General features: G+C 44.0%; 20 protein-coding genes. 3 read left to right on the forward strand and 17 right to left on the reverse strand.

Annotated elements, in window-relative coordinates; genetic code table 11:
- Positions 1-15 precede the first annotated feature (15 nt).
- The 8 genes from nagA to agaR all read right to left on the reverse strand — a co-directional run bounded on the left by nagA (position 16) and on the right by agaR (position 7154).
- Complete coding sequence (nagA, locus tag L4D74_RS09830) at positions 16-1173, reverse strand: N-acetylglucosamine-6-phosphate deacetylase (RefSeq protein WP_428752114.1); 1158 nt, start codon at positions 1171-1173, stop codon at positions 16-18.
- A 3-nt stretch (positions 1174-1176) separates the two neighbouring features.
- Entirely contained in the window at positions 1177-1620 is a 444-nt protein-coding gene (gene agaF / locus L4D74_RS09835; RefSeq protein ID WP_428751968.1) for a PTS galactosamine/N-acetylgalactosamine transporter subunit IIA, read from the reverse strand.
- 46 nt (positions 1621-1666) lie between these two features.
- A complete protein-coding gene (locus L4D74_RS09840) occupies positions 1667-2572 on the reverse strand; it encodes a PTS system mannose/fructose/sorbose family transporter subunit IID (RefSeq protein WP_428751969.1) in 906 nt (301 codons plus the stop codon).
- On the reverse strand, positions 2562-3332 hold the full coding sequence (gene agaW / locus L4D74_RS09845; RefSeq protein ID WP_428751970.1) for a PTS N-acetylgalactosamine transporter subunit IIC: 771 nt from the start codon (positions 3330-3332) through the stop codon (positions 2562-2564). Before agaW ends, L4D74_RS09840 begins: the two co-directional genes overlap by 11 nt.
- 14 nt (positions 3333-3346) lie before the next feature.
- Complete coding sequence (gene agaV, locus L4D74_RS09850) at positions 3347-3847, reverse strand: PTS N-acetylgalactosamine transporter subunit IIB (protein ID WP_428751971.1); 501 nt, start codon at positions 3845-3847, stop codon at positions 3347-3349.
- A gap of 13 nt (positions 3848-3860) precedes the next feature.
- A complete protein-coding gene (locus tag L4D74_RS09855) occupies positions 3861-5024 on the reverse strand; it encodes an SIS domain-containing protein (protein WP_428751972.1) in 1164 nt (387 codons plus the stop codon).
- Positions 5025-5033: 9 nt separating this feature from the next.
- The gene (kbaZ, locus tag L4D74_RS09860; protein ID WP_428751973.1) at positions 5034-6317 is read right to left on the reverse strand and encodes a tagatose-bisphosphate aldolase subunit KbaZ; all 1284 of its coding nucleotides are present in this window, start codon (positions 6315-6317) and stop codon (positions 5034-5036) included.
- Positions 6318-6380: 63 nt separating this feature from the next.
- On the reverse strand, positions 6381-7154 hold the full coding sequence (gene agaR / locus L4D74_RS09865; RefSeq protein ID WP_428751974.1) for a transcriptional repressor AgaR: 774 nt from the start codon (positions 7152-7154) through the stop codon (positions 6381-6383).
- 406 nt (positions 7155-7560) lie between these two features.
- Here agaR and L4D74_RS09870 point away from each other — a divergent pair, with 406 nt between their 5' ends.
- Positions 7561-9135 carry a sulfatase-like hydrolase/transferase gene (locus L4D74_RS09870; protein WP_428751975.1) on the forward strand — a complete coding sequence of 525 codons (1575 nt, stop codon included), beginning with the start codon at positions 7561-7563 and terminating at the stop codon, positions 9133-9135.
- 189 nt (positions 9136-9324) lie between these two features.
- On the opposite strand, the gene L4D74_RS09875 is transcribed toward L4D74_RS09870, so the two are convergent.
- From L4D74_RS09875 to L4D74_RS09895, 5 genes are all read right to left on the reverse strand, one after another.
- Entirely contained in the window at positions 9325-9927 is a 603-nt protein-coding gene (locus L4D74_RS09875) for a DJ-1/PfpI family protein (RefSeq protein WP_428751976.1), read from the reverse strand.
- Positions 9928-10108: 181 nt separating this feature from the next.
- On the reverse strand, positions 10109-10963 hold the full coding sequence (locus L4D74_RS09880; protein ID WP_428751977.1) for a tagatose bisphosphate family class II aldolase: 855 nt from the start codon (positions 10961-10963) through the stop codon (positions 10109-10111).
- Between the two features lie 113 nt (positions 10964-11076).
- Complete coding sequence (locus L4D74_RS09885; RefSeq protein ID WP_428751978.1) at positions 11077-12558, reverse strand: DUF2264 domain-containing protein; 1482 nt, start codon at positions 12556-12558, stop codon at positions 11077-11079.
- 141 nt (positions 12559-12699) lie between these two features.
- A complete protein-coding gene (locus tag L4D74_RS09890) occupies positions 12700-14304 on the reverse strand; it encodes a sulfatase family protein (protein WP_428751979.1) in 1605 nt (534 codons plus the stop codon).
- 32 nt (positions 14305-14336) lie between these two features.
- A complete protein-coding gene (locus L4D74_RS09895) occupies positions 14337-15584 on the reverse strand; it encodes an anaerobic sulfatase maturase (protein ID WP_428751980.1) in 1248 nt (415 codons plus the stop codon).
- A gap of 319 nt (positions 15585-15903) precedes the next feature.
- Between L4D74_RS09895 and L4D74_RS09900 the strand changes: the two genes are divergently transcribed.
- Both L4D74_RS09900 and L4D74_RS09905 read left to right on the forward strand, forming a co-directional pair.
- Positions 15904-16644 carry a DUF6250 domain-containing protein gene (locus tag L4D74_RS09900; protein WP_428751981.1) on the forward strand — a complete coding sequence of 247 codons (741 nt, stop codon included), beginning with the start codon at positions 15904-15906 and terminating at the stop codon, positions 16642-16644.
- Between the two features lie 11 nt (positions 16645-16655).
- Complete coding sequence (locus tag L4D74_RS09905; protein WP_428751982.1) at positions 16656-18200, forward strand: sulfatase family protein; 1545 nt, start codon at positions 16656-16658, stop codon at positions 18198-18200.
- Between the two features lie 446 nt (positions 18201-18646).
- Here L4D74_RS09905 and L4D74_RS09910 read toward each other — a convergent pair whose 3' ends face one another.
- From L4D74_RS09910 to L4D74_RS09925, 4 genes are all read right to left on the reverse strand, one after another.
- A complete protein-coding gene (locus L4D74_RS09910; RefSeq protein WP_428751983.1) occupies positions 18647-19057 on the reverse strand; it encodes a hypothetical protein in 411 nt (136 codons plus the stop codon).
- Positions 19054-21288, reverse strand: coding sequence for a pesticin C-terminus-like muramidase (locus tag L4D74_RS09915; RefSeq protein ID WP_428751984.1), 2235 nt, complete (start codon positions 21286-21288; stop codon positions 19054-19056). The genes L4D74_RS09910 and L4D74_RS09915 overlap by 4 nt, the downstream gene beginning before the upstream one ends.
- A gap of 546 nt (positions 21289-21834) precedes the next feature.
- The gene (locus L4D74_RS09920; protein ID WP_428751985.1) at positions 21835-24933 is read right to left on the reverse strand and encodes a chondroitinase family polysaccharide lyase; all 3099 of its coding nucleotides are present in this window, start codon (positions 24931-24933) and stop codon (positions 21835-21837) included.
- 466 nt (positions 24934-25399) lie between these two features.
- A complete protein-coding gene (locus L4D74_RS09925; protein WP_428751986.1) occupies positions 25400-26143 on the reverse strand; it encodes a TerC family protein in 744 nt (247 codons plus the stop codon).
- Positions 26144-26167: the final 24 nt, after the last annotated feature.

Here is a 26167-nt window from a genome sequence, read left to right on the forward strand (position 1 = left end):
ATTATCCCTGAAATTTTATTTACTTACGGATTGGTATGCCCAATCACCATCAATCATTGTGTGATGTATATTTAGGTCGCTGTCGACCAAGGTGAACGAGGCGTTCTTACCAACAGCAATGCTGCCAAGCTGATTGTCTAGACCAAGGTATTTAGCCGGTACCGAGCTCGCCATCTGCACCGCTTCCCATTCAGGAACACCCGCGCTAAAGATCATGTTGCGAACTGCTTGGTCCATGCTACAAGTGCTGCCCGCTAAAGAGCCGCATTTTGTTCTGGCTTGGCCATCTTTTACTGAAACGGTTTGAGCGCCCAGTTGGTAATCACCATCTTCTAGACCACCTGCTCTCATACAATCTGTAATAAGGGCAATGCCTTGATAGGTTTTCATGCGATAAGCGAGTTGCATCATGACAGGGTTGACGTGAACTCCATCGGCAATCAATTCCGCTAGCATGTCGTGGTAAAGAATAGCGCCAGCACAGCCCGGTTCACGGTGATGCAAACCACTCATGCCATTAAACAGATGAACACCACAATCGGCGCCTTTATGGAAAGCTTCTGTGACTTGGGCATAATCGGCAGCGGTATGGGCGACAGAAACTTGAATATTTCGCTGTTTTAACCATTCAATACAATCCATCGCACCCTCTGTTTCGGGAGCAATGGCCACACGCATTAGCGTGCCATCAGCAACAGAGACCAACTCATCCAATTCAGCAATGGTGGCCGATTTTAAAAACGCAGTTGGGTGAGAACCACGATTGGGTTCAGTGAAATAAGGTCCCTCTAGGAAACTACCTAGGAGACGAGCGCCATGTTTCTGGTCTTCAGTCAGGTAGCGCTTAACGTTACTCAATGCATCAAGAATATCTTGCCATGGCGCAGAGACCGTCGTTCCTACCCATGCAACAACACCCGTTTCAGGAAGTGCATTGGCTATCGTTTGTAAAGACTCGGTGGAGGCATCCATAACATCCGAACCACCGCGTCCGTGAATATGAATATCGATAAAGCCAGGCAATAAAGAGAGATTTGGGAAGGTATGCACAGGCATACCTTCTGGTTTCTGCTTAGTTATCGCTTCGACTTTGCCGCTATTTATCACAACATAACTGTCTGATTCAATACCAGCGCCAGTAAATGTTCGTGCACACTTCACAGCAAAAGTCATCACTTATAGTCCTTCCTCGTCGCACAGCACTGGCTCTGCCTTCATAGACTCTTCAAGCACTTTACGCATGTCTTGAAGGCAGCTGATACCAATTTCTTGCAGCGTCTCAACTAGCTCGTTTAACGTTGTGTCTTCGCGCTCAAACGCAGCATTGGCAATCATTGGTAAGTTTACGCCAGCCAGCAATTCAACATTAGGCGTATCCATCATGATCGTCATTGCACGATTACACGGCGAACCACCTGGAATGTCTGTTAGAAACAACACACCACTACCCGTTTCCACTTTATCTCGTGCCGCTCTTAACTGAACTTCAAGGTCATCAGTAGACATTGTTTCAAGAAAATCGACGAACTCAACATGTTGCTGTTCACCAGCGATTGCACGCATTGCAGATTGCATACCCGTAGCAAAGTTTAGGTGACCGGAGATAACCAGACCTATCATAATAAAACCTCAAGAAAAGAGAGGGGCGAACGCCCCTCTATAACACTTACAAAATACCGAGAGCGTGACCGATTACACCACCGATCAAGGCTGAGAAGATAAGAACAGGTGGTTTAGCCCAGAAGCCTGTTCCTTTCACCATTTTGAACATTAAGAACACCAAACCAAGCGGTAATAAGTTTGGCATTATCTTGTCGAAGAGATCGGTTTGCAGATTAACCACTGCCCCTCCCAACTCCAAGGTGGCGGTGGTCTGTACCCGTATAAAGGTGGCGGACAAGGCCCCAATTACGAAGATACCCATAATGTTCGCCGCTTTAGCCAACTTCTCAGTAGCACCACTTAGGTTCACCATGGCAGCAGTACCCGCCTTGTAACCCATGAACATCAACCAGAAGTAAACAAAGAAGTGCACGGCTTGGTATAAGATGAAGAACACAAACGGACCAGCAATCGACCCTTCAAGTGCAATCGATGCACCTAAAGCAAGAGTCAGTGGCATTAGCGTCATGTGGTCAATCGCATCACCGATTCCGCCTGTAGGGCCCATACCCGCGACTTTAACCACGTTAACCGTAGACGGCTTTTCTTTGTTCTCTTCCATCGCTATCGCAGTACCGAGTAGGAACGTAAATAGTTTTGGACTCGCATTAAAGAACTGAAGGTGGTTCTTTAGCGCTTTAGCAAAGTCACGCTTGTTATTGCCGTGAATTTTTTTCAGTGCTGGGATAATTGAGTAAGCGAAACCACCGGCTTGCATACGCTCAAAGTTAAAGTTACCTTCCATGAAAAGTCCGCGAATTGAACAAATCCACAAATCTTTCTTGCTAATAACCTGTCTAACCGTTGTATCTTCATAACCATCAACGTCGTCAATAAGGCTTACGTGTTGGTCATTTTCTTTGCCCGTTTTCACGTCCAAAGTGTCAAGTAGTGTGGTATCAGATGCCATCTTCAAATTCCTCAACCTGGTTGTTATTGTTAGAGTCGCCATTGCCGCTAAAGAAGTAGTACAGAGCCGCGATTGATGCACCGATTACCGCTACTGCCATAATTGGTAGTTCTAAATACGTTGTCATAACGAAACCGATAAAGAACACACCCGCCACTTCTTTTGACCACATGATTTTAAGAAGCATCGCGAAACCAATTGCCGGAACCATACGAGCACCGATACCAAGACCTTCAAGAATGACAGTTGGAGCATTCTCATCAATCCATTTCGCACCTTGCTCACCGAAGTAAACAGTGACAAATGCAACCACAGCGTAAAGTAAGGCACGTAACGTGATAGTGACAATCAACAACATATCTATGCCGCCACTATTCCCCCGCTCCGCAAATCGGTCTGCTTTACCCATCGTAAATGATGTCATTGCAAAGAAACCAATCACTAGCATTTGCATAAGAACCGCGATTGGCATACCAACACCCATAGCAACTTCTGCTGAGTGACCTGTCATCACTGCAAACGCAACCGCAGCAATCGTACCTAGCGTTACATCAGGCGGCTGAGCACCCGCGTTTGGCACTAAACCAAGCCATGCAAGTTCGAGAGTTGCACCAGCGATAAGGCCGATTTGCATATCTCCCATGATCAGGCCCACGACAGGGCCTGTAATTAGTGGTCGGTGGATGTTTAATGCGACATCGTATTTATCGATACCACAGAAAAACGCCCAAAGTGCGACCAGAAGTGCTTCCATTACCATTATCTAAGTCCTCGTTATGCTGTCGCTTTCGCTTGTTCCAAAACATCAACTGGTGTTTGGTCAGGTGTGTTTTGAATCGTGCATGTCACGCCTTTTGCGGTTAAACGCTCAAACGCTGCAATGTCTTTTGCATCTACTGATACCGTTTTTGCAATTTGCTGTTTTCCTTCATGGAAATGCATGTTACCCACATTGCAGTGCGTGATTGGCACGCCACCTTCAACAAGACGAGCAACGTCTTCTGGGGTATTACATAAAACGAAAATCTTTTGTTTTGGCGACGCTTTGTGAATCACCTCGATGGTTTTTTGAATAGAGAAGAAGCGCACTGCGTATTCACCGCCAGCCGACGCTTTCATACCTGCTTGCATGAAGGCCGCATTTGACCCTTCAGCAGCTTCATCGTTAGCAACTAAGATTAAGTTAGCTTCTGTGTGTTTACCCCAAGTGATACGAATTTGGCCATGTAGCAAACGTTCGTCGATACGGGTCCATACAATATTTGGTGAAGTCATAGTCATACCTTTATTAATTATTTAATTTATGGATATTCACACCTTGAACCACGCGGTTTACTTCACCGGTTGGGCAAGGGTTATCAGGGGTATTTCCAAGGCCCAATGCGCTATGGAATGCATAGATTTGGGCAAAAGTGATATAAGGGAATAAGAGTTGTACATCAGCAGCTGCAGACATGCCTGGGACAAGAGAGCAATTTTCATCGACAGAGATATCATCGGCTTGAGCCGTGATTGCAACTACCCGCTTGGCAATGTTGTCTCGACGTAATTCAGCAATTAAATCAAGATCATACTTGCGCGTGTAGGGGTCGTTAGAAACAAAAACAAAGATAATTGTTTTATCGTCAACGATAGATTTTGGTCCATGGCGGAAGCCCAACGGAGAGTCAAAACAAGACACAATCTTGCCCGCTGTGAGCTCTAGAAGCTTCAGCGAAGATTCCTGTGCCAAGCCTTGTAATCCCCCGCTACCAAGGTAAATTACTCGCTCAACATATTCGCCTGACATATTAGTCAATAATGGATTTATTTCGTTGATCCATGCCTCAGAATTCGCGCAAATATTTTCGATTTCTTGTTTATTGAAAGTATTTTCGGAAAAAACGATACATAGTGAAAGCATCATCGAAGTGAAACTTGATGTCATGGCGAAAGATTGGTCATTACTTTCTTCAGGCATTGCCAATGCAAAGCGTCTTTCGTTATTTAAACTACTTTTATAAAGTTCGCCTTCAGTGTTACACGTTAAGAACAAGTGGTAACAGTTGCTCAAACACTGATCAGCCAATTCCACCGCAGCGACACTTTCCGGGCTGTTACCTGAACGAGCAAATGAAACTAGCAGTGTTGGGTAGTCCTCAGAAAAATACTCTGTCGGATTTGAAACAAGGTCAGTACTAGCAATCGCCTCAATGCGATGCTTGGTCACTTTCGTTAGCGCCGGAGCAACCGCACGACCAGCAAACGCTGACGTACCCGCACCTGTTAAAATGATTCTAAAGTTAGGTTGGTTAATGATCGGACTTAAAAAGTCAGTTAACGCAGGACGGCACTCACTCACGATATCGAACGTTTTACGCCAGCAGTCAGGTTGCTGCATCACTTCTTTTGCAGTCCAATAGCCTTTATTATTATTAAGTTCAGATTCGGTATAACCTAGATAACTGTTCATTGATTTTCCTTAGTTTTGAAGCTTACAAGCCTTCGCGTAAGAACGAAGTACTTGCTGGATTTTGTCGATAACAACGGCTTTTGGCGTGCCTTGCAGCTCACCCTTACGGATGGCATTAAATTGGTCAGGTAAATACTGACTGAGTAGCGGGAAAGGCAAGCCTGACTGAGTTAAGTTCTCAAACAGTTTGTTTTGCGCCACGCTAATGGCTTCATCTGGCCAGTAATAGCGAATACGGTCACTAAAGCTATAGCTTCTAGCGAAACGCTGCTGATGAGAGTCACCTTGGTAGTATTTTTTCCAGTTATCTGGCTTCAAACACATTTGTTGTTCAATTTGCTCTTTTAGATGAGAGCAATGTGCTTTCGTTACGATTTCTTCTTCGATATTGCAAAGGCTAAATAACGCTTCGCGCATGGCGAATGTTAATGCCGGACCAACTTTAAGGATGGCAAAGTGGTCACGAACTAAATCTTGATAAGCTTGCAGTGTTTGGTAATCGGTAGAGTGAGCCTCAAAGATCATGTGCTCATGTTGCTCTATCATGTTGCTAAGCTCTGTCGCCTTTTCTGGGCGGTAGTCAATGACTGACGTATGGTCAAACTCAACACCAGGCTGAACTACTAGCCCAACAACACGTGGCCAACAGTCAGTAATGCCTTCGTTTTCAAATGCAACGCGATGGCTATTGATGGTTTCCGTTGCGGCTTCCGCAGTCGTAACTTCAAGCTCTTCAAGCTCTTCAGCAGCCCCACCTGGAACTGGTACTTCAGTCCCAATAACGTAAACCACATCACTTGTGCCAAACTCTTGAGTCGCTGTCGTTTCAGCAATTTTGGCCAAACGAGCCGCACGCTTAGCGACGATTTCGTCGGTCAACGGTACTGGGTCATCGGCACATGACATGCTGCAATCTAAGTGAATTTTCTTGAATCCAGCCGCAACATACGCTGCGATCAATGCATCGGCTTTAACCATTGCCTCAGAGGCAGGCAGATCTTGCCAGCGATTTGGACCTAAATGGTCACCGCCTAGAATAAGATTAGATAGGGGGAACTGACAGTTTTCAGCTAATTCAAAAACAAAGTTTCGAAAATCTTCTGGAGTCATTCCAGTGTAGCCACCATACTGATCGACTTGATTTGACGTAGCTTCGATCAATAATACAGAGTTGTCATTTTTGGCTTGCAACAATGCAGCTTCGATGACAAGCGGGTGAGCAGAACAAACGGAATAGATGCCGTTGCATTCTCCCTGCTTATGACGTTGAATAATATTTAAAAGGGTGTTCATGTACTAACTCCACAATCAGGACTGAATGCCTGCTATGGAGTTAGTTTGATAGGGAGGAAATAACTATTTTTTCTCTACTAAGATAAGATTTACACCTAACTCGCGTAACCCCTGAACATACTCATGTGGGATATCGGTGTCAGTAATCAGTGTATGTATGTCACCAAATTCGCGAATCATATGACAACTACGCTTGCCAAACTTACTCGAATCAACGACTGCAATCACTTGTTCGGAAATTTCACACATCAGCCGATTTAAACTGGCTTCTTGTTCATTGTATGTGGAAATACCGGTTCGTAAATCAAATCCATCCACGCCCAAAAAGACTTTGTCAAAGCGATAATTCTTTAAACTGCTTTCTGCTTGTGAACCTGAAAAAGATAGCGCCTTCTTTCGAAGGACTCCACCCGTCATCAATACTTCTACACCCGAAGATGATGACAACTCCATCGCTACATCCAGACCATTGGTCATGACTACCACATCCTCAATATTTTTGAGGTTTGACGCGATCTCTCGCGTGGTAGTACCAGAATCTAGAATGACTGTGTCACCACTCTTAATGAGCTCTGCTGCTGCTGCACCTAGCAAGCCTTTTGTGCCTGCATTTTGATGGCGCTTTTCTTGAACAGTCAGCTCAGCTAAAACCCCAGAATTTGGAATAGCGGCGCCATGCGAACGCACAACATAACCATTCTTTTCCAAAAAGCTCAGGTCACTTCGAATAGTGACACTCGAGACACCAAATCGGGATGCTAAATCTTCTACACGCGCTTTACCGTCGCTGTTGATAACATCAACGATTTCCATCCGCCTTTCGATCGCACTTTTCACTCTTTAGTCTCCTACTGAAAACAAACCTTCGTTTGCTTTCGAAATTAATACTACACCCAAAAAACACCGTAACAACTCGAAAGGTGAAAACTTGAGATCTCTTTCACAATCTTTCGTATGATTCCGATTTTTTACTAAAAGAAAGTTATAACTATCGTCATAATAACAATCGTAATCATGTTATTCATTTACCTTGCAACCTTTGTTCTACTTAGGTTACTTGGTAAACGAAATAACGGTTGAATCACCTTTTAACGCACGCAATTGACGTTGCTTCTTGTCGTTATTAATAAAAGTGTAACTTTCGTTATCTTGCGATGGACATCAACGTAAACCTACTACGTTTTCGAATAGAATAAATCTTCCTTGCAGGATTACAAGCAAAAACTCAACATGTGAGAATAATATGTCAATATCACGAAGAAACATTCTTAAAGGCATTGCAATTACTGGCGCTGGAGGGTTAGCGACCTCACTTGCTGGTTGCTCCTCTTTCACTCCGAAAGCCCTTGCCGCCGACCAATCCGAAAATAAAGAAGGTGCATCGCAAAAAAAACCAAACCTACTTGTACTATTTCCAGACGAGCTTCGTACTCAATCGCTTGGCTTTATGAAACAAGACCGCTCTATTACGCCCAATATGGACAAGCTGGCTAAGCAAGGTGTGTTCTTTAGACAGGCGGTTTCAAACTTCCCGCTTTGTACTCCGTTTCGTGGCATGCTCATGACTGGGCAATATCCATATCGAAATGGTATTCAAGGAAACAGTCACACTGGTGTCCCTGGCAACTTTGGCGGACACGACTTTGGTATTGAACTAAAGAGAAATGACATTACTTGGTCGGACGTTCTAAAAGATCAAGGTTACAGCATGGGCTATATTGGCAAGTGGCACTTAGATGCACCAGAAGCGCCATTTGTTCCTGGCTATAACAACCCAATGGGCGGACGTTATTGGAATGACTGGACCGCACCCGATCGTCGTCATGGTTTTGACTTCTGGTACAGCTACGGTACGTATGACCTGCATATGAACCCGATGTATTGGACCAATGACACGCCAAGAGATAAACCTCTGCTTATTGATCAGTGGAGCGCTGAACATGAAGCGGACATTGCCATCAACTACCTACGCAATACCAATGGCAAATATCGCGATAATGACAAACCGTTTACGCTTGTGGTTTCGATGAACCCTCCTCACTCGCCTTATGATCAGGTTCCTCAAAAATATCTCGACAAATTTGACGGTGAAACGTCTGAATCACTCAATACTCGTAAGAATGTTGTATGGGATAAAGACTATGATGAAGGCTATGGTCCTAAGTACTTCAAAGAGTACCTTGCTATGGTCTATGGTGTGGACGAGCAAATCGGTCGTATTGTCGATGAACTCGACAGATTACAGCTCACAGAGGATACGCTGGTAGTGTTCTTCTCAGATCATGGTTGCTGCCTTGGTTCAAACGGTCATCCAACTAAAAATGTCCATTACGAAGAAGCCATGCGCATCCCAATGGTCTTCAGATGGCCTGGAACTCTGAATCCAAACCAAGATGATATTTTGTTCTCTGCTCCGGATATTTACCCAACACTCATGGGACTGTTAGGACTCGCAGAACATATCCCTGGTACTGTAGAAGGCAGTAACTTTGCCAACACGGTAAAAGGAATTGCAGGAGATGAAAGACCAACGTCCCAGCTCTATACCTTTATGCCTTATGGTGGGCAGTCGTATGGTCGCCGAGGGGTGAGAACCGGAGACTATACTTTGGTGGTCGACCGAAAGGTAGGTAAGCCTCTTAGCTATGTTTTGCATGATATGGCCAATGACCCATATCAAATGAAAAACGTGGCCGATCAACAACCACAAATCGTCGAAAAGCTCATTAAAGAAGAGCTGCTACCATGGCTTGAGCGCACAGGTGATCCATGGAGACCAACCGAAGTGCCTGAGCACGTGCTTAACGCCTACACTTAGTAAGCATTCGCGCGCTATTGTTAAAGCCTCAGTTTATTACTGAGGCTTTTTATTTGATATCGTTACATGATGTGGACACATTGCGTAACGTTTTGATGGCTATGTATCGCTATTTATTATAATAAAAAACGGCAACGTTTCCGTTGCCGTTTTTGTTACCCTATTTTCCGAAAGCGATCGGAAGGCATATCAATCTTGTAATGGCCAATGATCAAAATAGATGTGCTGCGCTTGCCAATCCACTTTTTCCTGATTGTCCGCTAGCAACATTTTCGCGACAGTAAACGCAAATTCAAAACTCACGCCAAGCCCTTTACCTGAAATAAAGTTGCCATCAATCACCACTTTCTTATCAACAAAGTTACCGTCTTCAAATTTCTTCTCCAAGCCACCACCAGTTGTATACGTGCGACCTTGGAGTAAACTATTGGCTGCCAGTACTTTAGCGCCTGAAGAACACAAGGCACAAATCAATTTGCCCTGTTCAATATGCTTATTCAAAAACGCCAGTACGTTAGCGTTCGCGGTAAGGTTATCCGTTCCTTTTGGACCACCGGGCATCATAACCGCATCATAACTTTCGTTTAGTTTATTCGTTAACAAATCATCCGCAGAGATACGAGTTTCGAAATAGCTATTCAGTGTGGTTGTTTCCATGCAAGATAACACATCAACATTGATATCAAGACGGCGCATAATATCAATAAATACGACCGCCTCTGCTTCTTCAAAGCCATCGGCAAGTAATACGGCTACTGTTTTAACTGGGTTAGTGGCTTGAACCTTAGTCATGATTGTCACTCCAACCTCTTCAGCGAGATTCTGATTGTTTTATTTGGGAAAAATAAAAGCGGCATTGAAAATCAATCCCGCTTAGAGTCTGTGATGGATGCACTATTGTTAATAAAGCGAAAGCGTTAATACGGCAGTAGCGTTAACAAAACAATCGCGTTAATGCAGCGCTAACCGAAAATTACAACTTACCTTCGCTTCCGCAGACACGAATTTTCTGTTGAACAATTTCCTTCATCGCTTGCTTACCAGGAATGATGTAATGTCTTGGGTCATTCGCTGTAGGGTTCTCAATAAAGTAACCTTTCACTGCATCAGAGAACGCAATCTTAAGCTCTGTCGCAACGTTTACCTTGTTAATGCCGAGCTCGATGCAACGACGTACATCTTCATCAGGCACGCCCGATGCACCATGCAGAACTAATGGAAGATCGGTCTTGTTGCGAATCTCGCCAAGACGGTCAAAGTCTAGGTTAGGGTCTTCTTTGTACATTCCATGAGCAGTTCCGATAGCGATAGCGAGCGAATCAATACCAGTACGGTTAATAAACTCAACAGCGGCATCAGGGTCGGTAAACAGTGCATTTTTTGCATCAACGATCAAGTCATCTTCTTGGCCGCTTAAGCGACCCAGTTCAGCTTCAACAGAGCAATCCCAGCCGTGGCAGAATTGTACAACTTGACGTACTAAATCGATGTTCTGCTCAAAATCAAAGTGTGAACCATCAATCATTGCCGACTTAATACCCGCTTCCACTTTCGTTTTGATATCTGAAAATGATTCGTGATGATCTAAGTGCAACGCTATCGGCATTTTATGTTTCACCGCAGCTTGTCGACAGATAGACACTAGATAGTCAGTGCCCGCATAAGAGAACGTGCCCGGTGTACCTGCTAGGATAACTGGAGAACCCATTTCAGACGCGGTTTCAACAATAACCTGAACGGTTTCCAAGTTGTGAATATTAAACGCAGGGACAGCATAGCCACCCAGTTGCGCTTTCAATAACATTTCTCGCGAAGAGACTAAAAACATAAATTACCCCAAAAGAATCCTTCGTTAGCTTTCAATTAGCATACTACCCGAAAACAAAAGCAAATTAGAGGATCAAGATCACACAAATACTTTCGAATTAAAGAAAAATGAAACTAAAAGAAACCATTCATTTTTGAAGAGTAAGTAGTGACACCTTGACGTAATAGATTGTTCTTTGGTCTTTGCGCGCGCCCAGTCAGCTTTTCTTGAGTACTAGCAAGCCATGACTGGCTTTTGAGTGCACGGGTGAACGGCGACTGTTCCTGGGTATAGTCATGCTGGAAGGTCACTACGACTTCTTGAGTTTTCTGACAACCTGATACCATGGCTTCAATACTTTCGATCTGAAAACAAAAATCAGCAAGTTCAATTTCTAATTTTCCTTCGTAGGCAGACCACAGCCCGGTCTTCTCCCCATTGTAAAAAGCGATAATCAAAGCTCGCAGCGACCACAAGCTGCTCGCAGGACCGCTATAGTTATCAACCAAACGAACATCATCACCATAAAGCCCTTGAGTCGGTAAGCCTGACTTAAGCGCCCCGTTACTGATAAAGGTATTCAAACAAGAGGAGAACACTCGCTTTGCTTGCCTAACCGACACTTTTGAATCGGCGTACTCAAGAACAGATAACAGTGGCGCAGGTGCCGAAAGTCGGTAACACGCGCTGCGCCCAAAAAATGGAAATCCGTGCGGAGAAAAGAAATAACGATAGTTATTGGTAAACTCAACGGCAGAGCGGCGTATAAACGTCGCATCAAACGTGGGATCAATTTGATCTATCCAGTAGAGAGAGTAGTGAAACCCCCAAGCATTGTAATAATCGTAATTACCATTGGCACCATCTCTAAACCAACCATCACCAACATAGAACTCTTTCACGCGACGGTACCGTTCTCGCTGGACTCGGTCTTGCCCAGTCAAACTTTTCATGACCACTTGTACGGTAAGCGGAAACAAGTGCCAATTGTTATCCACGGTTTTACAGTCATTCACTTGCAAAAACCAATCAGCAATCTGTTGTTGTTGCGACGCTTTCAACGTTTTCCAAACCCAGCGTCGACACAGCCATAGCGTTAACGCAAGATCGGCACTTTCACACACCTTTTGGTCGTAATCAGTGAGGGTGCCCCAATAGCCAGCATGCTTGGGGTTGGTGCCCGCTAAAAATGCTTTCTTAATGATCTCAACAACGTTAAAACTCTCACCGTTGAGTCCGGTTAAATACGGCGACTGAGTAGAAGATTGATTCAGCCAAGCCGCCAACAGAGGAAGCAATCGAGAACAGCCTTCTAGTGCATCAGTTCGAGCATTTTGTTGGCTAGGTCTTCCTGGATAATAGGCATGGCTGTGATCCCAAACCGAATAATGGACAAACGCCTCGGCAAAATATTTAAGCAACGCTTCGCACTGCTTTTTCAGATCATTTTCTCCCCCAGAAAAGGCCGCCTGAATCGCTTCATCATTCCGATTCAATGCCGTTCGTTTTTTACATTGACGAATGACATGCTCTCGCAGCGTAGCAAGGTGCATTTTAAAGTCGGGATGTTCGTATGCGATAACAGGGCGTGGGGTAGAAGCAATGAATTTTGACATGACGCAACCTACTAGTATTCCAAGGGGTGAAGGTGAAAAGCCGTTATCCGAGATATCACACTCTCACGAAACTCGGCTCTAAATGAAATTAAAGGCACAACAAAAAAGTCAGCCTCATCGCAATGAGACTGACTTTTCAGGTTATTTTGCTGACTCAGTTAGCACTTCGTAGCGATCTTGCCCCCAATTGACAGGTGCAGGCTTCTCTTTGATCCACTCATAAAACGCCGCCTTAAGCTCTGCGACTTTTTCCGGGTGTTTATCGGCAAGGTTTTTCGACTCTGCTGGATCTTGTGCATAATGATAAAGTTCGTATTCAGCCTTACCATCATCATAATAATGCAGCGACCACTCTTGGTCTTTTATCGCCCACTCACCTTTCGACAGTCTTTCAATATGCTTACTTGGAACAAACTCGTTCTCGTTATAAGTAATCCACTGCCAGTAATGGCTCCAAAATTCCGCATTAGTCGCGTCATAGTGATGCGCTCTTGGGCCCGCCCAATATAAATACTCATGAGGCTTTTGATCTTCACCTTTTAGCAACGGCAAGATATTTTGTCCGTTAATATCTAAGCTCTTAGGAACATCAATATTTGCCGCTCCCATCGCCGTTGGTATGATATCCATCGCCGAAATCATCGTGTCATTAACTTGGCCTTTTGGAATCACGCCATTCCAATGCACCACAAATGGGACATGTACACCGCCACGATAGCGCTGGCCCTTAAAGGCTCGGTCCATTCCATTCATTGGCATTGGTGATTCAAACACCGCACCATTGTCTGAAAGGAAGAAGATTAACGTATTGTCAAATTCACCCAACTCTTTGAGCTTATCGATAATTTGACCAATGCCTTCATCCGCAGCGTTAACGTGAGCATAATAATTGTCCACTTCAACATTACCGGTATCGAATCTGTCCATATACTTTGCAGGAGCGTGTTGCTCCAACGGGATATGCGGCACACTTAATGCCAAGTTAACGAAGAATGGCTTGTCTTTCGCTTGGCTTTCGATGAACTGAATCGTTTTATCTGTTAGGTTTTTCGTTAAGTAACCTGGCGCGGGTACATTGACGCCATTTTCAAATACGGATGGTGAGTTGTATAACGCAGCCCCTGAAGCATAAAAGCTATAGGAATAATCAAAGCCGCGCTCTTCAGGCCCAAAGCCTGGTTCGGCGATAGAGATTTCATTTTCATGATAATCACGGCTACGCAGTTCTTCAGCGATCTTTTCTTTGCGAACCTTAGCGTTATGCCACTTACCAATGTTGGCTGTCGCGTAACCATTGTCATTCATTACTTCAGGTAGAAGCGTAATATCTTTTGGAATACCTAACGATGCATCATCGTTACTATAGGTACCAAAGCTATGGGGATTTCGCCCCGTCATCATCGCAGCGCGAGAAGGGCCACATACAGGCGTCGCCACGTAAGCATTCGTCATACGAACACCATCATTGGCTAACTGTGTAACATTGGGCATCGAGCGTTTGGCAGCGTCATATAACTTCTCGAAATCACCGTCATACCTCATAGGAACGGGCCGTTTCTTCAGCGTATTTTTATCTACCGTATCAAGCATAAAGTCCATTTGTGCTATACCGAGATCATCCATCACAATGACCAGTACATTAGGTTGCTCTGTTTGGTCATTCGCGGTGGATGTAAATGGCACAGTAGCGCATGCTGCCGCCACAATGCCCGCTACAGCCGTCTTCTTAAACGAGGACAGTTTCATTGTTATCTCCTGTTAATATGAATACTGTGAATCTATCGATAGCCAGCCAACATAGGCATGACGTTTGCTGCAATCCCGCCCCGCTGAATTTCCTGCACCATTAAGTGCATAACTGGCGCGGTATGATTGAAAATTTGAGCATATGACTCGCATAAATAGTTCTGTTTATGCTTTTCGCCTTCTTTAGAAATAATGCGATGTTTTGGACACCCGCCGTAGCACAGTGCTTGAAATTGGCACTGCTGGCATTGTGTGGTTAGACGAGAAAACTTAGCCGCACCGAAGCGTTTTTGCTGCTTGCTTGTGGCTAGTTTTGCAATATCGGTATCTTCGATATTGCCTAATTTGTTGGCAGGATAGACATAGTGGTCACAAGAATAGAGATCGCCGTTAGATTCAATCACTAGCGCCTGACCACACTCTTTCGACTGAACGCAAATAGAAGCAGGATAGCCCATCCAAGTCGCTAACATGCTGTCAAACATGCGAATGAAAATAGTGCCTACATCTTCCTTAACCCACTCATTAAACACTTCCGTCATAAACTGACCATAACCATGAGAAGGCACAGAAAATGAGGTTAATTTGGCGTCAGCACTAGGAGAATAATGACCTGTGGTACTTTGCTGGCAAGAAGCATCAACTTCAACAATAGGAATAAACTGCAAGTGAACAGAACCCAGTGCTTTAAGCGCATGATAGGTTTCTTTTCCTTTGTCCCAGTTTTGATCGTTGATAACCGTTAGCGTATTAAACTCGACCTTATATTCTTTCAATAGCTCAATGGCTTTGCGCACACGCTCAAAGGTTGGACGTCCGTTAACGGAGATTCGATATTTATCATGAACATCGGCGACACCGTCAACCGATACGCCAATAAGAAAGTTATTGTCTGCAAAAAACTGCGCCCACTGACGATTAATCGCCACCGCATTGGTTTGAAAACTGTTGGTGATCACTTTGCCGCCACTATAGCGTTTTTGGTACTCCACCACTTTCTTATAAAAATCGATGCCAGCCAATGTCGGCTCGCCGCCTTGCCATGCAAAGTCGATTTCTTCGCCATCTTGAGAGGCGATATAGTCGCGTACGTATTTCTTCAACAGCCTATCAGACATATTGTGAGCACTGGTTTCATTGCTTGATTCGGTACTCTCCCCACTCGACATCATGTCTTCTTTCTCGAGGTAGAAGCAATAATCACACTTTAGGTTGCATCGATAGCTTGCTGGCTTAGCCATCATATGAAATCGAGTAGATCGAGCATTTGCCTTAGCCATGAGTGATGCCTCTTTTATTTGTCATTCAAATCTTGTCGTTAATATAACAAAACGAAAGTATATGAAAACCACATTTTCAAGCGAAAGTGACGGCTGTCACAGCAAGTTTCACTTTACATGAAGACGATTTATTCTAACAAAGCTATATAAACAACTAATAAACAAAGCCATAACGAGAAACTAAAGTAACAACCACCAGCCTAATTTAATCTGGCGTTATTTTAGTCACACTTTTAAATGACACCTCTTGATTACACCCCTTCGATTGCTTACGATGCGTAATATATTGAAAGTTTTCAACTGACTTCGAGAAAAGATAATGACAACCTATAGAAACATGATGCTCACTGCTGGCTTAATCGCCGCAACGCTAACCCCAATTAGCGTTTTCGCAATCTCCGATCCCATTACATTCATAGAGGAAAATACCACACTCATACATCAAGATAATTTCCAGCAAGGACTCGACAAATGGGTCATTGAAAAAACCGCTGCGTCACACGTTTCAATCATCGATAACAAGCTGGATATTGATGATGGTGCTGGCGTAACGGTTTGGTTTAAAAACGAAATATCCGCACCGTCAGTGATTGAATTTGACGGCGCTGTCGTCGTTCAAGGCGGGCCTAATGATAGAGGGACCGATTTGAACTTTTTCTGGATGGCTAACGCGCCAGAAGGAGAAGGTTTCTTCGAACGTTCGCAATGGCGAGAAGGCGATATGCGTAAGTATGACCCCTTCAAGCTTTACTACATTGGCTATGGCGCTAACGACAATTCAACGACTCGTTTTAGACACTATCCAGGTGATGGCACGAGACCACTTTTACCGGAGTACGACGTTAGCGAAAAAGCATTTATGAACACACCGAACGTTATGACCAATATCAAGATCATCAGTCTAGAAGATAAGACTATCGTCTTCGCTAATGACAAAAAACTCTATGAAATCAGTGATATTGAACGAATTCCTAGCGGTATGTTTGGGTTCAGAACTTGGAAAAGCCACCTAGAGATCGAGCAATTTAAAGTTTACCAAATCAATAACAAACTGAAATAATAGGATGAATTATGTCTCTTTCCCGACGTAAGTTTATAAAAGGGGTCGCTGGCGCAGCCGTCACAACTGGTGTAGCGACAACCTTTTCTGCATCGGCAAACACGCCAGCAGAGCAAATAGCAGAAAAAATGAAAGGCCAAACGGTCAACGGTAAACCGGTGAATATCCTCATCATTACCGCCGACCAATTGGCTAAAAAAGGCATTGCTGCCTATGGTAATACGGTTGCAAAAACCCCAGCAATCGACTCGATAATAAATAAAGGTACGCGGTTCAATTCAGCCTTTACCGCTTACCCACTATGTGGCCCTTCGCGTGCCTCGTTTTGGACTGGTCGCCTTCCACACCAAAATGGTGTGCACGGCAACAATAGCCCTGATATTCCAACCACAATGCCAACGCTTGGCAAGTTGTTCTCCGAACAAGGCTATGAATGCGTTCACTTTGGTAAACAACATGACTTTGGCTCACTGAGTGGGTTTGAATGTGCTGAACAAATTGAAATGGAGCTCGACGCTCCCGATGCTTTCCCTGTCGATTATGACTCACGCGAAGACGTCTATGCTGAACAAAAGAGCATCGAATTTTTAAACAAGAAACACGATAAACCCTTTGTCATGGCAGTGGATTTCAACAACCCTCACAACATTTGTGGCTGGGTGGGTGAATTTGCAGGCCCCCATGGCGACATTCCAGGTATTGGCCCGCTGCCTAAATTACCAGACAATTTCGTCAACGACGATGACATCACCAACCGTCCACTGTCTCTTCAATATATGTGTTGTCGTCACCACCGTATGCACCAAGCGGCGCATTGGAGTGATTTAAATTATCAACAATACTTAGCGGCCTATTACCATTACACAAAAATGGGTGATGATTGTATTCGCAACGTACTGAACGCACTGGCTAACTCAGATGCGGCTGACAACACGTTAGTGGTATTCTTTAGTGACCATGGCGACGCAATGACTAGCCATAAAAACGTCACCAAGTTTAGCTTTTTCTACGAAGAAACCACCAATGTGCCATTTGTTATGGCTGGCCCGGGCATTCCAGAAAACGCGCAAAACGACGCATTACTGTCTTTGTGTGATTTAGTCCCAACCCTTTGCGATTACGCGGGCATCGAAATTCCTGTTGGTTTGTACGGCCGTAGTGTGATGCCACTCATTCGTGGAGAGCAACCCGCTGACTGGCGCGACAATGTGGTTTCACAGTGGTATACCAGCCGCGAAACCATTATTGAACCCGCTCGTATGTTGCGAACCAAAACGCACAAATACACCGTATATCAAGAAAACAAAGACGAAGAGCTTTACGATTTAATCAATGACCCTGGTGAGAAACGTAACCTCGCGAACGACGCAGCTCATGCTGAATTGCTGGCAGAGTATCGCCAGAAGTTCGCCGATTACAGCCGCGAAACCGTCGATCCTTTTAAGGCACTCGCAATCAATGTCGACCCTAAATGGGCAGCGCATGAGCCGGGCTATCACAACCATACTGGCGACTGCGCCATTGACGAGTATTTACGCTCTGTCGGTAAACTCTAATCCCCAAAGCGCTCCCCCTCGAGGAGCATAAAATAAAGCCAAGTCGCTATGAGCGACTTGGCTTTTCTTTTGCAATAATCCTTCCCTAGGACTTTCCACGCCTTCTGTCGGAGGACATTAAACTTTGATCGGAAATGTGCCGCTTCAAGCGATTCGTACGCTATAAAAAGATAAAGTCTGATCACTTTTGAGACGCATTACTACCAGAAATACGATGGAAATAACAATAAAGATTGATCAATTTCTGAAACGTTTTTGGACAAAACCTTGCCAGCGTTTTTACTAAATTAGAAAATAATGAATAACTACAGGTATGGCAAAGCTGTTGTGCTAGTGCGATCAGTAAAATCGCACTAGCAACAAAGCTCGTTCTTGGTTGGTATAAACAAAATTATTGTTAAAAACGCCCTGATAACACTAGTGTACAAGCTATAAAATCACACACTTTACTTAGCAAGTCGGTCACACCCTCCCTCAAGAGGTGTAGGGTCTAAAGCAAGAGCAACATATGTTGTGTTATATTTTCTTATAACAATGGGATACCTAGCGTCATAAGTACCACCTTTAGACTTGTCCCAAACGCAAAGATATAAATCCCCATTCCATTCATCTAACAGCTTAAATTTATAAAACCAACTATCACCTTCCATCACGATCTCATCTTGAGTTATTTTGGGATTCAAGAGGTACTCCATATGCTCTCGTCCTTTAAAATCAGGCAATTTTTTTTCATCTATTCTTTTAGGGTTCAGTGATATGGGGAATGATGTAAAATCCAAATTATTATAGATATCATCCATGACATTGGCGTGAACTATCGTCGAAAAAAAACTTATCATAAAAACTAAAATTTTCATTTAACTAATTCCTTAATTAGCATTGCTTCTGTCTTTCTCCTTGTTGGGGTTGTATCACCAAACCTCATCAGATTGCGATACATATCCACCCAATCTTGATTAATCGCTTGCCTCCAGAAATTAGGCGTTTCATCGATAACTCCTTGAGAACCAAACTGATAAGCAACTGAGGCGATCACCGTTTGAGCTTGTTTAGGTAAACACTCAAACTTAACAACAGAATCTTTGTTATAAGCTGACACTATTTTTTTAGTTTCGCTTTCTTTAACCAACATAACAATAGTTTCTAATTCTTGATCATTAATCAATAAAGGATGTGAATTTAAGAAAGATTCAGCTTCAAATTTCTTTAAACCAAGATAAGGGGTAAACCTTTCTATCAATTCCACCGATAGTCCTAATCGTTTGAGGTCATCTATGTTTCTAGCACCTAAGTCAAAGCCAACAGCGATAGTCACACCACTATTACTTTTTTCTGGAGCGGGAACATAACCATTCTTCTCACTCCCCTCTAAAATCCCTATGAATTCATGGTCAATTGATAAATTACAACTCTCATGACTAATCGCATTAATGCGTTTCCAATTTTCATTAACCGCTTCATCCAAAGCAAGAATTGTGTTCTTACCAACAGTCCCATCGACTTCCCCACTTTGATAAGTTTGATGTGTGGTATGTGTCGGTTCATAGACCTTTTGAAACTGTTTGATAGCGCTTTCTGTCGCTTTGCCAAAATCACCATCGGCCCCCTCAGGACCTAAATCGAAACCTAAGTCAATCAATGCCTCTTGAATGGCTTTGACCTCAAACCCTTTACTTCCCTTACTAAGGGGCTCTCCATAACCAGAAGCCAATAACTCCAATTTATCAGGTGTTGACAGCGGCTCTGAACGCAAAATGAGTTGCTTAACTTTAATCACAGGAGTGTTCTTATCAGCGCCCGAATCACCAACAATAAAATGCACGTTACAGTGGGTTTTACTGCTAACTTCACACTGAACATTGGAATGAGCAAACGCTGTTTTTGATGTTGTTACGTCTTCAGCAGGTAAAGCAGAACGAACGGAAGATTGACCACTCGATTCTTTAGGTAATGTGACTTGCAGCTTATCACCAAGTGATAACGCAGAAGGGTCAGCATCATAATCTGGATTCATACCTAATAGGGACTTAGCCGATAGCTTATACAACGCAGCAATACTACTCCATGTTTCACGTTGATTCGTCTTAGTGTCAAGTTGACAGGTATGGTACTCAGGTTCAAATTGCGTCATTTCGTCAACTTCAATGATAATTTCATCACCGACATTCACTCTGTCTGGAGAGTCCTTGTACTTAGGGTTTAAAGTCAGTAATTCTTCGAGTGTTATTCCCTGTCTGTGCGCGACTTTAGACAGACTATCCCCGCTCTTAATGATGTAAATGACTTTACCATCCTGCTCTTTCTCTTTGTCTAAAATCGATGCCGTTCGAGTAGAAAACACCACATCCATATCAAGAAGACAGGCGTATTTATCAAGCCACTCCGCCGTAATGTCATCCAGAAGAACGTTTTGTGGGAGTTTCTCTTTTCTATACAAAAGGTGTTGCCTTGCAATCACTTGATTGTCGGTTTTATAAGGTAGTAAAATCGTAGATTGCGATTTGGATACGATGATTTCATCGCTAAATCCCTCTTTAGTGGACTCAGTGACATTAAAGCCCCACTTGTTATTGCCCGCGATTTTGTATTCATGGGTAAGTTCATCATCAACAAAGTGGTAGAAATACCCCTCTGTAGGCCAACCTAAACGCTCATCAACTTGAACAGAAGGCTTAACAGGAATAAAGACATCGCGATAAACGGCACTGCCTTTTTTAACAGGAAGGACGTTGTCATAGCTCAACGCTGTTTTCTTAGAGCCTGCAAACTGATAGAGCAAAGTTTTAGGCTCATTAACCAATATCGGAGTACTCAAGATAGTACTGATATCATCTGAACCTCTTGATTTAACCCAAGAGTTGAGAGGGCTCTTTTCTTTTTCAGTTTCAGCTATAACAAACGAATCAATACTGAATGCTTTTACCTCATCGAGTGAACAAGCTAACGCCACATTGTATTCCAAGGTGGCTTCTTGAGGGTCATCCGTTGACATAGGATGATGAGGGGTGTTGGTTTGTGTCTTCTCTTTAAATGTATCTTCAGGTGCCATAAGTGGCATTGAATCTACAGGTTTACTTTGATATCTCATCAACTCGACCAGTACAGGTAAATATCGGTCAATTATAGCTAAATAGCGACCGTGTTTGTGTTGGTTTACCTATGCAAGATAACTAAAATTGATTTGAGGCGTGTACTCTCCCCATCTAAGTTTGGATAACTTTTTGTAGGGCAAACGCACATTAACAGGATGTGAGTGAGTAAAAGGTCTACCTTAAAATGGGGCAAAGGTGTGTTTGCTATCGTCGGTTCATTTTTCCTCTGCCAAGCGGGCTGGCAGAGGAAAAGTGACACACTTTATTGGAATCGATCAAACTATATTGTCTTCTGACACCTTCTGCTTGGTTTATTACTCGGCTTATTAATTGGTTACTTATCGATACCGTTGGTTATTTAGTTCCCGACTCTTGATTCACGTAACACTTCTTAATGAGTCAAATCACCTACTCCTCTTGGGTAAAGCTGAAAATCATAGACAAAAAAATGCGACTTTAGAAAAGTCGCATTTTAACCATTATGGTTACCAATATACGTTACGCGCCCCTCACGCGCTCGATATGGCGTATGACTCTATCATTTACTTTGTTGACCCAATAAAACGGCGTCGCAGAAGTAACACCAACATCGAAAAAGACAGCAAACCTACACTGCCCGCGCCCTTACTTTCGCTTGGAGGCGTCCCGCCACCACCAGAACCTGAGTCTTCGCAATCACCTTCGACAGGACAAAGGGTTAATTCTGTGGCTTGCCCAAATTGGCTGCTGGTGTGTACGATTGTGTTGTCACCTTGAATGTACAGCGCTGGGTTATGCCCTTCTTCGGCTCTCCAGTGTCCAGCCAGCTCAACCTCAATCGATACTGCTGGTGTCGGCTTATCATCGGCTTGAATGGCTAATTCGCTTGATGAAATACTCACTAACAAACGCTTAGCCTGCTCTTTAACCAGGACTTGCGCTGCGGTGCTAATGTAACGTACTGGCCCTTGGGTAAATTCACCCTCAGTAAAGTTGCTATAGCCATACAAATAATTGCTGTGCGATACCATTAATTGACCGCTATCGGTGCGCTCTATAACCTCATAGATTGGCGTGGTTTGCATCTGTAAGGCCAGTTGCGTCATTGCAGAAGGTGACGCGTTCATCACCACAACATATTGATAACTGGCATTATCCGGTGCAACGCCATGGTTAATCCAAGCGGTAGTAAACTCCCCCGAGGTAGGCTGCTTAGTTTTGTTATGACGAGAAGATTGGCTCTGACGTTTGACGGTCACTTCCGGCGCATCAATGAGGTAGTATCCCACACCGTTGTCATCAATAATCCAATCCCCTGAACTCAAGGTGTATTCAAATCGAGAGCGGTTTTCATGCATGCCATTGACCCAAATTCCATTTGAGCGGTCTGAATAAGCCACTTGAAACAACGTTGTTTCCGTTGGGTGTGCGCCATCTTGGTTACTGATACCATCGCCAGTTAGGTACAGGTTACCTTGAGAAGACAGCACAAATTTATTCGCCACAAAGCTTGGCTCAAAATTCGCTAAATGCTGGGGCGCTTTATGTTTAAAAGCAAACACACCATATTGCTCATCAAGTGACGTTGAGCCACTGATGCCTTCATCAGAACGCAGCATCAAGGTTGACGTTCTTGGACTCTCTAACGTATCAAAATCGACATGGATTGTTGTCGTACCAGGGTTTCTATTCCAATCCCAGCCCGCCTCTACGTGTCCAGCGTCGGCATTTTCACCATAAGGAACAACCTGTACGCCGCCATGGCTTTGATAACGACCATAACGGTTATCATTGGTATAGATCTCCGCCGACCAAACGTCTTTATTATACCCCTTAACCAAGGCTAAATTATCGCCACTTCTGTGAACCATAAACGCACCACCGTTGTAACTCCAGTTACCTTGCGGGATGGCTGCAGGCTCTATACGTTGACCAAAAATCCCAACGCTATCAGCCGCCGTTTGGTTGCTTATTTGCAGGTAAATTGCCGCCAGTTCTGTATCGAGCGGACTATAGGTTTTGGCGAGTCTTTCAACGCCATAGGCATAACGAGTAGAGCTTAGCGTCGTGAACGGGTGTCGACCTGAGATCCCGATAGGCACTGCAGGGTTGCTATAACGCCAGCCAGCGACCATCACTTTTTTCAATTTATTTAACGCATCATCCTGAACATGGTAAAGCGTGTCCGAGAGTAGGTGCATCACGATCGCTGCATTTTCAAACGCGGCAAAAGCGTACCCAGGATAGTGACCGTTATGGCGCCACGCTGTACCATCATCACGAAAACCGTCATGATAACCAGGTGGCGTCTGTGCTATTGCGCCGGAGAAGAAGTGAGAAAATTGCTTCAATAACGCAACACGCTCGTCATCTTCTGGAGTCAGAAGAATCAATGCAAGATGCTGAATAGACAACGTATTGAAGTAATCTAAGTTAGAGCTATCAATATCAAGATCCATATCGAAGCTTTCTTTGAATTCACGTGACAGCCATAGTAGAGCTTCATACGTTGGCGACAGCAGATTAGCGGTAATAAGTGAATCTTCCATCAAAATAGCAGAGCTATACCACCAGCGACCACTGTACCCCCAATGGTGAGTTGTCACCATTGAGCTACCTTGTGCAAAACCTTGATCAATTAAGTGACGGGTTAGCAAGACATACATTTCTTCTAATCGAGGCTGATAGGCCGCAAAACTTGGCTCATGATAAGCGGCAGCAATATCAAGCATTAACTTGGCGTAGCCCGCTATTTTATCGCCATCACCATCTGAGTCTCCTAAAATTGCATACTCATCAAATAATGCCTTATCTTCAGCACTTAAGTGATTGTGCTGATAAATAACCTGTTGTTTATCGGTAAGGATATGACGACCAGTAATAGTGCCGTTAGGTGCCATCTCGACATTAAAGTCCGCGAACTTGCTTTCAAGCGCTTCCATATTGCCGGAGTAACCCTTTATCTCTTCGATCAATGCCTCTTTAATGCGATTGGCATCTTCGATTTCGGCTTGGCTGGCATTGGGAATGTTAGCTGGCAGACCAAAATCAATCTCAGGAATGTCATAGCGCGTTTGCACTTGATAGTCAGACCATTGATAGCGCTCATCATCGACCGACACCATCACCCTATCAATGTAGAGTTCTCCCTGCAGATTGCTAGGAGCAACTAGCTGAATTTTCGCAAAGTTGTGTGTCACTTCTGGAGTAAAGTCTAAATTCAACGACACGCCAACAGCTCGCCAGCCGGTAAAATTAAGCTGGACAGGAAACTCCGTCACACTGGTAGGTTGCTGGTGACTATCGGATAACCGAACGGTTAACTCAGCGTCAACCGCCGTGCCATTGTAGATCCAAAAAGACAGCGCTTGCGTCGCTTTTCGCCCATAGGCATCGGTGGCTTCACGATCGGTTAGGCGCTGAAATGCATGGTTGATATCTAGCGTATCACCATTATTCCAACGCCAAAGCAGCGATTGGTCACCAAGAATCGCGCGAGTCGATGTGAGCTCAACTGAATTTGCCTCCACCCAACTCGGTAATGTCGTTTCTTCAAACGTAAGGATCTGAGAGCGTAGCGGATTCGCATGACTCTGACTCAGAAACAAGAACGGTAAAATTAGGAATGCACTTCGCACAAGGCGAGCATAGTTAACTTGCATAGAGGTTCTCCAACCACACAATGAAAGACACCGAAAACAAAATATCGACAACAATTAAAATGCAATATATCAAAAGCAATTTATATTTTCGTTTAATTTCGATAATCTTTCGCTATCTTTGTGATCGTCACCATTAACTAATTAAAACTGTACACAAACATCATGCATAGCCGTCAAGATGAGTGGTAATCAAACTTGAACAAACGATGAGAAATAAGAGAAGACACAACAAATAAAAGCGAAGAGTAAGCACAAAGTTGCATTCGTGCCATTGAAATAAAAGAAGAGCAATTAATAAGAAGAAAAAAATCAGCGCTTCAGTCGGCCGAGACTCCATGCGCTGCTGAATTTAGCGGCTGGCACTTCCGTTAGTGATTTGCATCACCACAAAAATATACCGTGTTATTGCACTAACTGAGCTAGTTCTGCAACTAGCCCAGCATTTTCTTTGTTGTCGCTTGCAGTATCAGTTAGGCAATGGACGAATGGCAGTAATCACTCGACGATGCTTTTTCTTTAACTGAATATGGCAAAGCTCCAATACCAAGCCAAACGCCATCGCAAAGTACACATAACCTTTGTTTAGGTGAATACCGGCACCTTCTGCCATCAACAACGCCCCTAGCAATACTAAGAACAGTAAAGCAAGCAATTTAAAACCAGGGTATCGAGTGACAACGCTGTTAATTTTTTCAGCCGTCAACACCATTACGACAGCGGAGGCAAGTATTGCGGCGACCATAATAGGCACCTCACTTGTTAAGCCAACGGCTGTGATGACCGAGTCCATCGAGAAAACCGCGTCAACCGCTACAATCTGTAGCAATACGACTGCGAGTCCCGTTCTAGCATGGGTAGAATGCACCACTTCGCTATGAGTTAACCAACTCCATAACTCTTTCGCGCTTTTTGCTAACAAGAACGCGCCACCACCAATCATGATCAAATCTTTACCACTTAGCTGTACGGTTTCAAACTGCAGTACCGGTTCAGTGAGTGACATGACCCATGAGATAGAAAACACCAACACAATACGAGCCGCTACGGCCAAGGCGATACCAAGGTTTCGAGCCAGTGCTCTTTGCTGTTGAGGTAAGCGTTCACATAGCACTGAAATAAACACAACGTTATCAACGCCAAGTATGATTTCCAGAGCAAATAGTGTGGCAAATATGGCCCAGGTCTCGGGCATCATGAAAAGTTCTAGCATAGTGATGACTCCATAGAAAAGAAG

It is taken from the genome of Vibrio cionasavignyae (genome assembly GCF_050337155.1).
Lineage (GTDB): Bacteria > Pseudomonadota > Gammaproteobacteria > Enterobacterales > Vibrionaceae > Vibrio > Vibrio nomapromontoriensis.

Bases quoted from the DNA above. Each gene is read 5' to 3' on its own strand.
- agaF (WP_428751968.1), bottom strand. From the start codon at position 1,620: ATGATAGGTCTGGTTATCTCCGGTCACCTAAACTTTGCTACGGGTATG.
- L4D74_RS09840 (WP_428751969.1), bottom strand. From the start codon at position 2,572: ATGGCATCTGATACCACACTACTTGACACTTTGGACGTGAAAACGGGC.
- agaV (WP_428751971.1), bottom strand. From the start codon at position 3,847: ATGACTTCACCAAATATTGTATGGACCCGTATCGACGAACGTTTGCTA.
- L4D74_RS09905 (WP_428751982.1), top strand. From the start codon at position 16,656: ATGTCTCTTTCCCGACGTAAGTTTATAAAAGGGGTCGCTGGCGCAGCC.
- nagA (WP_428752114.1), bottom strand. From the start codon at position 1,173: ATGACTTTTGCTGTGAAGTGTGCACGAACATTTACTGGCGCTGGTATT.
- L4D74_RS09895 (WP_428751980.1), bottom strand. From the start codon at position 15,584: ATGGCTAAGGCAAATGCTCGATCTACTCGATTTCATATGATGGCTAAG.
- kbaZ (WP_428751973.1), bottom strand. From the start codon at position 6,317: ATGAACACCCTTTTAAATATTATTCAACGTCATAAGCAGGGAGAATGC.
- L4D74_RS09900 (WP_428751981.1), top strand. From the start codon at position 15,904: ATGACAACCTATAGAAACATGATGCTCACTGCTGGCTTAATCGCCGCA.
- L4D74_RS09915 (WP_428751984.1), bottom strand. From the start codon at position 21,288: ATGAGATATCAAAGTAAACCTGTAGATTCAATGCCACTTATGGCACCT.
- L4D74_RS09875 (WP_428751976.1), bottom strand. From the start codon at position 9,927: ATGACTAAGGTTCAAGCCACTAACCCAGTTAAAACAGTAGCCGTATTA.
- L4D74_RS09880 (WP_428751977.1), bottom strand. From the start codon at position 10,963: ATGTTTTTAGTCTCTTCGCGAGAAATGTTATTGAAAGCGCAACTGGGT.
- L4D74_RS09920 (WP_428751985.1), bottom strand. From the start codon at position 24,933: ATGCAAGTTAACTATGCTCGCCTTGTGCGAAGTGCATTCCTAATTTTA.
- L4D74_RS09910 (WP_428751983.1), bottom strand. From the start codon at position 19,057: ATGAAAATTTTAGTTTTTATGATAAGTTTTTTTTCGACGATAGTTCAC.
- agaW (WP_428751970.1), bottom strand. From the start codon at position 3,332: ATGGTAATGGAAGCACTTCTGGTCGCACTTTGGGCGTTTTTCTGTGGT.
- L4D74_RS09855 (WP_428751972.1), bottom strand. From the start codon at position 5,024: ATGAACAGTTATCTAGGTTATACCGAATCTGAACTTAATAATAATAAA.
- L4D74_RS09870 (WP_428751975.1), top strand. From the start codon at position 7,561: ATGTCAATATCACGAAGAAACATTCTTAAAGGCATTGCAATTACTGGC.
- L4D74_RS09925 (WP_428751986.1), bottom strand. From the start codon at position 26,143: ATGCTAGAACTTTTCATGATGCCCGAGACCTGGGCCATATTTGCCACA.
- L4D74_RS09885 (WP_428751978.1), bottom strand. From the start codon at position 12,558: ATGTCAAAATTCATTGCTTCTACCCCACGCCCTGTTATCGCATACGAA.
- L4D74_RS09890 (WP_428751979.1), bottom strand. From the start codon at position 14,304: ATGAAACTGTCCTCGTTTAAGAAGACGGCTGTAGCGGGCATTGTGGCG.